At 42.2% G+C, this 8,656-nt stretch carries 5 protein-coding genes and 1 pseudogene; 3 read left to right on the forward strand and 3 right to left on the reverse strand.

The annotated features are described in order from the left end of the window. Positions 1-205 precede the first annotated feature (205 nt). On the reverse strand, positions 206-853 hold the full coding sequence (locus BM739_RS18980; RefSeq protein ID WP_083698228.1) for an SOS response-associated peptidase: 648 nt from the start codon (positions 851-853) through the stop codon (positions 206-208). Positions 854-1,166: 313 nt separating this feature from the next. Between BM739_RS18980 and BM739_RS18985 the strand changes: the two genes are divergently transcribed. From BM739_RS18985 to BM739_RS18995, 3 genes are all read left to right on the forward strand, one after another. Continuing rightward, positions 1,167-3,404: an acyl-CoA dehydrogenase gene (locus BM739_RS18985; protein ID WP_076543195.1), complete on the forward strand. Its 2,238-nt coding sequence runs from the start codon at positions 1,167-1,169 to the stop codon at positions 3,402-3,404. A gap of 245 nt (positions 3,405-3,649) precedes the next feature. Next, complete coding sequence (locus BM739_RS18990; protein WP_076543196.1) at positions 3,650-4,231, forward strand: hypothetical protein; 582 nt, start codon at positions 3,650-3,652, stop codon at positions 4,229-4,231. A 211-nt stretch (positions 4,232-4,442) separates the two neighbouring features. Beyond that, positions 4,443-5,801, forward strand: coding sequence for an amidohydrolase family protein (locus BM739_RS18995; RefSeq protein WP_083698229.1), 1,359 nt, complete (start codon positions 4,443-4,445; stop codon positions 5,799-5,801). A 64-nt stretch (positions 5,802-5,865) separates the two neighbouring features. Here BM739_RS18995 and BM739_RS19000 read toward each other — a convergent pair whose 3' ends face one another. Beyond that, the gene (locus BM739_RS19000) at positions 5,866-8,034 is read right to left on the reverse strand and encodes a cation:dicarboxylase symporter family transporter (protein ID WP_076543197.1); all 2,169 of its coding nucleotides are present in this window, start codon (positions 8,032-8,034) and stop codon (positions 5,866-5,868) included. A 414-nt stretch (positions 8,035-8,448) separates the two neighbouring features. Continuing rightward, positions 8,449-8,656, reverse strand: a pseudogene (locus tag BM739_RS19005) (IS110 family transposase); the annotation flags it as partial.

The following is an 8,656-nucleotide window of genomic DNA, read 5'->3' on the forward strand; positions in this document are numbered from 1 at the left end:
AGCTGCCTTACTCGAAGACTATCTTATCGATTTATGTTAATTGAAACTTAAAATTGCCCCTAAAGCTACAGTTTTGCATTTTCTAGCTTAGTTAATTCTCAAGGTTGTGATCTGCTTAATAAAATTCTAGAAAATTAAAATGTGTTAACCATATCCGAGTTCAGGATTAACAGAGGGAATTTTTGGGAGAAAGCGGCTTAATCATTTAGGCGCGACTGACCTTAATCCATTTATCAGGTAGTGGATTAAGTAATGGCTGGAGCTGCGAAACATCGTGATAAAGCCAGTTGTTAATCTCAGTGGATGGAATAAATAGTGGCATGCGCTGGTGATACTGAGCGCATGTATCATTCGGCTTAATGGTAAGTGTAACCAGTTGATTTTCTGCAGGGTACAGTATGCCTGCCATAAACAATGGCTTATTAGCAGCGTGACTGAAGCGATACTTTTGTTTTTTACTCTGGCGTTCATCGCGCCACTCAAACCAAGCACTACAAGGGATGATGCAGCGCTGCTGTTTAAAGGCATTGGCAAAGGTTGCTTTGTCGGCCGCGGTTTCTCCTTGGGCATTAATAATGATTTTTTTAGACCAAGTAGGTTTTATCCCCCAATGGCTATTTATGACAGTTAAAGGCGCAATATTTGCCGAGTGACTTATTGTTGCAATCGTAGTGCTGCTAGGGTTTGCGGCATTTATTGATGGGCTTGTTTCAGGGCAAGTACGAGTGATGCAGGTAACAGTATCTGTTGGGCGTAAATCAAGGTTTGTTTGTATCGACAGTGGCACCTCAAACAAGTCATCAAGTGTTTGCTTCATGCCATCAAATAGCATTTCAATTCTGCCACACATCATTTAGATCCCTTTTTAATTCTATTCACTTAACGTAGCATTTTTTCCCATGGGTTTGACCAATGATTTGTGTCGAGTCGCTTTGAAAAATAGCCTAAATTGCATTGTCGACTTTAAAAATTCAAACGAGCGTATAAATTTTTTTAAAAATTTTAGCTTCAGCGCACACGTGTAAGTTTATGAAATGCTGGTATTATTTTTTAAATGTTACTTTGTTGTTGTAATTATTGGGTTTATTTTTAATTAGAATGTTTGATCTAATTTAATTTTTGTGACGTAATGCACACTATTAGTCTGGTCTGATGAGTGTAAAACTATGAGCTTAAGAACAACATTTAAAAAAGTATTGCCAAGTATTTCGACGACAGAACAAGAAGCGTTAGATGCCGGAGATGTTTGGTTAGAAGGATCGATTTATCAGGGCATTCCTGATTTTGCCGCCTTACGTGACATTCCTGGGGCAACGCTGTCTGCTGATGAGCAAGCTTTCCTCGATGGCCCTGTGCAAACATTAATCGAAATGGTTGATGATTTTGAGATTCAAAATGGTAAACACTTACCAGACAATATTCTTAATTATTTAAAAGAGAACAAGTTCTTCTCTTTAATTATTCCTAAGTCTTACGGTGGACTTGAGTTTAGCCCTTATGCTAACTCAACTATCGTAGCGACCATTGCTGCTAAAAGTTCTGCGGTTGCAGTTACGGTAATGGTGCCTAACTCTTTAGGCCCAGGCGAGTTATTAATGCACTACGGCTTAGATAGCCAACGTGACTTTTGGTTGCCTCGTTTAGCTAACGGCCAAGAAATTCCATGTTTTGCATTAACAAGCCCTGAAGCGGGTTCAGATGCTGGTGGTATTCCTGATATTGGTACTGTCACCATGGGTGACTACCAAGGTGAACAAGTTCTCGGTTTATCGGTTACTTGGGACAAGCGTTATATTACCCTAGCACCGATCGCAACTGTATTAGGTTTAGCCTTTAAAGTTGAAGATCCACAAGGGTTATTAGGCGGTAAAGAGCAGCTAGGTATTACCTGTGCGCTTATTCCTAAGGCGCATCCTGGTGTGCAATTAGGTAACCGTCATGATCCTATGGGCTGTCGTTTTTATAACGGTACCACCCGTGGTGAGAATGTGTTTATTCCAATGGACTTTATTATTGGTGGTCAAAGCAACATAGGTCGCGGCTGGCAAATGCTAGTGAGCTGTTTAGGTGCTGGCCGTGGTATTTCACTGCCTGCTTTAGGCGTATCCGTTAGCCAATGTTCATTTAAGTCTTCTGCTGAATATGCCGCTGTGCGTGAGCAGTTTGGTCTATCAATTGGTAAGTTTGAAGGTATTCAAGAAAAGCTTGCTGATATTGCCGGTAAAACTTACTTGCAAGAAGCGATGCGAGTGCTAACCACTGAAGGATTAGGTTTAGGTTTAAAACCCTCAGTAGTGACCGCAATTGCTAAATACCATATGACAGAGCTTGGACGTGATGTACTTGATTCTGCTATGGATATTCAAGCCGGTAAAGCGATTCAACGTGGACCGCAAAATACCTTAGCATCAGGTTATGTGGCGCAACCTATTGCAATTACCGTTGAAGGTGCCAACATTCTAACCCGTAACTTGATGATTTTTGGTCAAGGGGTTATGCGTTGTCATCCTCACTTACAAAGCATGGTTGAATCAATTCATAGTGATGCAAGTGACGCTGATAAAACCTTTAACCGTATCTTCAGACAAACCGTAGGTTACAGTGTTGGCAACAGTTTACGCGCATTCAAATTAGGCGTTTTGCCATTTACGGCTCCAGCTTCATCTGCATTGCCTGAAGTTATCGGTTACGAAAAATCAGTACACAAACTTGCATCTAAATTGGCGGTTTATGCTGACTTCTCGTTGCTTGTATTGGGCGGCAAGCTTAAACAGGCTGAAATGATCTCAGCACGTTTAGGCGATGTAATGAGTTACCTTTATGCGGCGATGGCATCGATTCGTTTCTACGAGCAAAAAGTGTCAGCAGATGAGCGTAGCCAAGCTAAGCCATACTTTGATTACGCGACTCGCTGGGCGCTATGTAAAGCTGAAGAAGCACTACTGGGCTTCCTAGATAACTTCCCATCTAAGCCGACTCGTCAGTTCATGCGTTTAATTACCATGACTTACTCAGCCAAAATGCCAAAAGTGAATGATGATTTGGTCAGAGAGCTAGCCCATCAAGCCCAGCTTGATACTGAGTTTAAAAAGCAGTTAACTCATTTAGTTAAGCCTGTTGCTGGTGATGGTAACTACATTAATGAGCAAGCTTATTTAGCTAAAATGGCATGTTTACCTATGTTAGCTAAAGTGAAAAAGGCCCTTAAACAGCGTGTATTTAAAGCTGGGGTTCGCTTCTCGTTAACACTGGATGCCGCGCTTGAAGCTAAGGTTATTACCGCCGATGAGCATAAGCAGCTGCAAGATTACAACTTAAAGCGTGAACGCGCGATCCGAGTTGATGAGTTTGATTTTGATATGAACTTAATTACCGATAAAGCGGATTTAAAAATCGCGAACTAATATCGCTAAAATCAGCCTTGTTTAGTATGTTAAAAGCCGCTTTTAAGCGGCTTTTTTGCGTTTAGGGCTTATGTTGGCAAGATGAATGTTTGATTAATTGTCGATTAAATTGTGACCAGCTCACAATTTTGTATTAAAGCTGTATTTTAAGCGCGTCTTAATCACCAAAGTTTGATCTTAGTTCGTTTTTTACTCAGCGCTAGGGCGTATAAATGAATGATGGTCACTAACTTTTTGGGGGAATAATGATCCGTGCTTATAACAGAAAATTGATGTTGATACTCAATGTGACTTTTATTTGCTTGCTGCCCAGTGTTGGCCATGGTGCTGAAGCGATTGTGGGCGGCGCTGTAGGTTATGCCGATTATAGCGCTTCTTCTGTGGGGCTCTCTGATACCCAAGAAAGTGGCATTAATTACCAATATCGAAGTAGCATTAAACTTAACCCCAGTAATCGACTATATGGCGCTTACTCCTATAACTCTGATGATATGAATCAACATGAAGGGATTTTAGTGTCCTATGACAAACTATTTTCTATTGATGACGCCCATCATATCAATTGGTTTATTGGGGCCTCGGCGGGATTAAGTGGCAACCAAATTCAACTCACCAATTTAGATAGCAGTTATCAAGACAGCAGTAGCAGTTACGTTTTTGGTGGGCAAACAGGGCTATTATTTGATTTAGGCCATGACTTTAGTTCTGAACTTGGTTTTCGCTATTTAAAACATAACTTCAGTTCAAGTGCAGGCAACGACAACAGTTTGTCATTGTCCCTAAATGATACTGAGCAAGTGTACTTGGGGATTGATTTTCGCTTTTAGTTTATAGCTCATAAGAATAGCGAGAAAGTACCCAGCCGCCTTCAATACTTATTAAGGCGGCTTTTTAACGTGAGAAATCAATGAGCTGGTACTGGCTGAGTCTTGAAATCAATTAAATTAATTTACAGTTGAATATGTGAATAGCTTGTAAACACGCCTGTGGTTAGGCATGTTAATACTCAGGAAATTAATTCATAAGAAGCAGGGAATTATGACAAGGTTTAATTCAAGACTCACAAATGCGCTTTCTAACAAAAATCCTTATCAAAAAGCCTATAAACTGGGATTGCTGGTGAGTTTATGCAGCGCACCATTTGCGCTTCAAGCAGCAGATTTTAGCGTGATCCATGCAGGGGAGTTACTTGCTGTTGCAGGTGAAAAACCGACAACTAAGCAATCGATAGTGATTAAAGATGGCCAAATTAGCGCCATTAGTAATGGCTATATAGAGCTTGCATCCAGCCAAATAACTGAAGCCGATACCCTTGAATATATTGACCTCAAAGACAGCTTTGTCATGGCGGGTTTAATGGATATGCACGTGCATCTACAAGGGGAGTTAGGGCCCAATAATGACAGCGAAGCATTACGCATGTCAGATGCCGATGTGGCAATGAAAAGTGCCTATTTTGCCAATAAGACCTTGATGGCAGGCTTTACTACAGTACGGGACTTAGGTGCTAAACCTGAACAAATTTATGCGCTGCGAGATGCGGTTAACAAAGGCTGGTTGGCTGGCCCTCGTATTATTGCCTCAGGCGGCGTTTCTGTCACTGGTGGACATGGTGATGTGGATGGTAAAAGCCCTGACTTACTGGATATGCTGACCTCAAAAACCATTTGTGATGGCCCTTTTGATTGCCGCCGCGCAACCCGCCGAGCGATTAAATATGGCGCGGATGTGATTAAGATTACCTCCACAGGCGGTGTATTGTCAGATACCAATACCGGCACAGGTCAGCAGATGGCCAATGACGAGTTAAAAGAAGTCATTGATGCCGCCCATGCCTTGGGTCGTAAAGTTGCCAGTCATGCCCATGCGGCTGAAGGGATAAATGCCGCACTAAGGGCGGGGGTTGATAGTGTCGAACATGGCAGTTACGCCAACAAAGAATCAATTAAGCTATTTAAAAAGTCAGGGGCTTACTTAGTACCAACTCTGTTAGCGGGTGACACTGTGGTGCAAATGGCTAAAGGTGATAGCAACTTTATGTCTGCGGCGATTAAAGCTAAAGCCATTAGAGTGGGTCATGACATGCAAAACAACTTTGGTAATGCCTATAAAGCGGGGGTTAACATTGCTTTTGGCACCGATAGCGGCGTATCACGCCACGGCGATAATGCTAAAGAGGCAGTGCTGATGAGTCAGGCTGGCATGAGCAATCAAGATATCTTAGTTAGTGCGACCATTAACGCCGCTGACCTTATTGATATGAGCGATACTTTAGGCACGCTAGCTCAAGGTAAGCATGCTGACATTATAGCAATGAAAGCTAGCCCTCTAGAAAGCATAGATGCGTTGCTTGATGTTCATTTTGTTATGAAATCAGGCAAGGTACATAAACAATAACCTTGACTAAGGTTTACCCCAAAAGGCTCCAGTAGGAGCCTTTTTTGTGGGTTACTTATTTGAATCATTCAACCCAATGCAATACATCACGAATAATCGACCAGCGCGGCACTGGGGTGGTTGCGCCTTTGCCTAGCATCCAATAATCATAAAACTGTTGCTGATGGCCATCGACTCGGCGTAATTTTTGCCAATTGTTGATGTAGTTTAATAATGACTGGTTTGATTGAGCCACGGCATATGCCACTGGGTAGCGATTTTTGCCTTCTAAAATAGCAATGCCGTAGCCTGGGAAGAATAATGTCCAAGCTGAACCTGCTTCAGCGCTGATCACCACGGCATCGTATTTGGGTGTTTTTTGCCGAAAGAAATCTTTATAACCGTCAATCTTAACAAAGTTAATATGAGGCAGTTTTTTCTTGGCAGCGGCAATCTTGTCATCATGCTCGACATAGGCGATGGTGGTATTTTCCATCTCGAGAATGGACTCATCAGTTTTAAAGCTATTAACCCGATGATCTTGAGTGGCAATGGCGATGTTAAGCTCTAGCACTGGCTCACCATAACTGAGCCTGTCCATTTGCTTGATGTCCATTGACAACCCTGACATGGCAACATCAAAAAAACCAGCCTGTAACGACGCTGCGAGCTTATCTTTTTTGAACGGTACAAACTCAACTTCGACTTTTAAGTCCTCCGCCAACTTAGTGGCCATTGCAATATCAAAACCCACTAACTGGCCGGCATTATTGTAGTAACTAAATGGCACATTACTGGGAATGTAACCCACTTTTAGCAGCCCACGTTGGCGAATCGTTTGTACGTTGGCGATGGCTTGTGCGGGGCTTTTACCAACTTCAGGGTATTGGCGGGTCACTTTTGTAGGCACTTTATCAGCCACTTTCATATTGGCGATCACTTCACTGGTAATGTCAGGGCTATGTATAAACAGCCCCATACCAACACGGCAGACAATAATCGTTACCACGGTGCTGGCGAATACGCCAATGGACATTTTAATGAATTGCGGCACACGAATTTTCAGTGTCCCTTGGAATAAGCACACGGTTAATAGGGTGAGGGCGAACAGGTTCATTACTGCGGCAATAGAGTTGAATTTACCTGTAATAAAACCTGACATAACAAACAACTGAAATAGATCAGCTGGTAGCTGCACTAAGTCCAACATGAAAGGAATGGCGACATACACACTACCAAATAAAGATAATAAGCCACTAACAGACAATGATGGCATAGCGCCGACTTCTACAGGTGTGCCATTAAACCAACCTGCAAAATAGACAAACAAGATAACGGTTAATTTACCGATATTGGGGAAGGTAAATGCAATAGGCACCAAAATCTCAATCAGGGTGACACCATCTTCAGTTAAGCTATTATGCTCGCGCATAATTTGCTTACACTCAGCAATAATCACCGGTATCACAATAAAGATATTACCTGTGGCAAAGGCGGTGACTAAACTGGCTTTGCTGATGTTAATCGTCTGCCTGTAAGTAATTGGCGTTAATGACGAAACTATCCATGGTAGCACTGCAAATGTGAGCAATAAGCACAAAGCAAAGTAACTAATAAGGTAAACCTGCATACTGGCAAACTCATCCACACCCATAGTGCCTGCTGCCGATGCTGACATGGCCAAAATACCAATAGGCAACACTTTAACCAAGCCTTGGGTGATCCGAGAAAAGGCTTCAGTGATGGTATGCATAAAGGTTAACACCAGCTTTTTATTGTCGCCCTCCATACCAATTAACGCGAGACCCAAGGCAATACTGAACACGACCATGGCTGGTACATAACCTTCTGCCATTGACTCAAACGGGTTTGAGGGAATATAGAGCTTAAAATAATTAATCGGCTGGGCAGGTTCGATAATACTGGTGCTGAAAAATGACGCTGATTCAATAAACGGAAAAGACAGTGGCATTAAGGCGGTGAGTACTAGCCCGACTAGCCACAGTAGTAACATGATGGCGCCAGCACGGCTAAAAATTAATATGGCAGTGCTTTTTTGCAGCTTACCGATCCCGCCGATCAGCGATACCACAATGTAAGGCAATACGGTCATTTGCATTAATAAGATAACGCCATTACCGATAGTGCTTAGCCAGCCAACGGATTCGCCAAAGAATATCCCCACAGCAAAGCCGACAAACATAGCCACTAGCATTTGGGTTGAACTGGTCATCGCAAGTAGTTTTTTAAACACAGTTAGCTTCCATCTATTATCTGGGCTTGAAGGTAAACTCACATTCACTCATTAACAGGCTAATGTTTTGATAATGCTATAAAGTTGTTGCTTAAGTTTAATATTAACAGTGTTATTTGGGATTAGGAGTAATTTGTACAATAAATATCTTAGATAATTTGTCGATTTACCGCTAAAAGGTAATAAAATGTATGGTCCGCCTCGTTATTGCAAATGATATTTTCGATAACGAGGTTGGTTTGCGCTAATGTATTCGGAGTCTTCATTAGGTGCTTACCACCCGCTCCACGATGAGTTCCGCGCTAGATTGTCCTCAAAAAGCCAAAAGCATACTGCGTTGCTGTTTTTATTGTCAGGTCTTCAATCTAGTGGTCTGACCGTTCTGTCATCTTCTCTATCATCTGCAAACTCGGGTTAAACTCTTATTTCAAAGGCTTGCTTGGTCGATAACACCGACCACGCTATTCGTACCAATTTATTCGCTAATGCTACGACTGCGACATTAAATGGCTTTCTCGCTCTAAGCTCAAGTATCCATTCGCCAAACACCGCAACCGCAACGTCTGGCCTCGATAAAATTGACCGTGCTCCATGGATAAACAAGGTCCTTAACGCTTTGTTA

Source organism: Shewanella sp. UCD-KL21 (assembly GCF_001957135.1).
Lineage (GTDB): Bacteria > Pseudomonadota > Gammaproteobacteria > Enterobacterales > Shewanellaceae > Shewanella.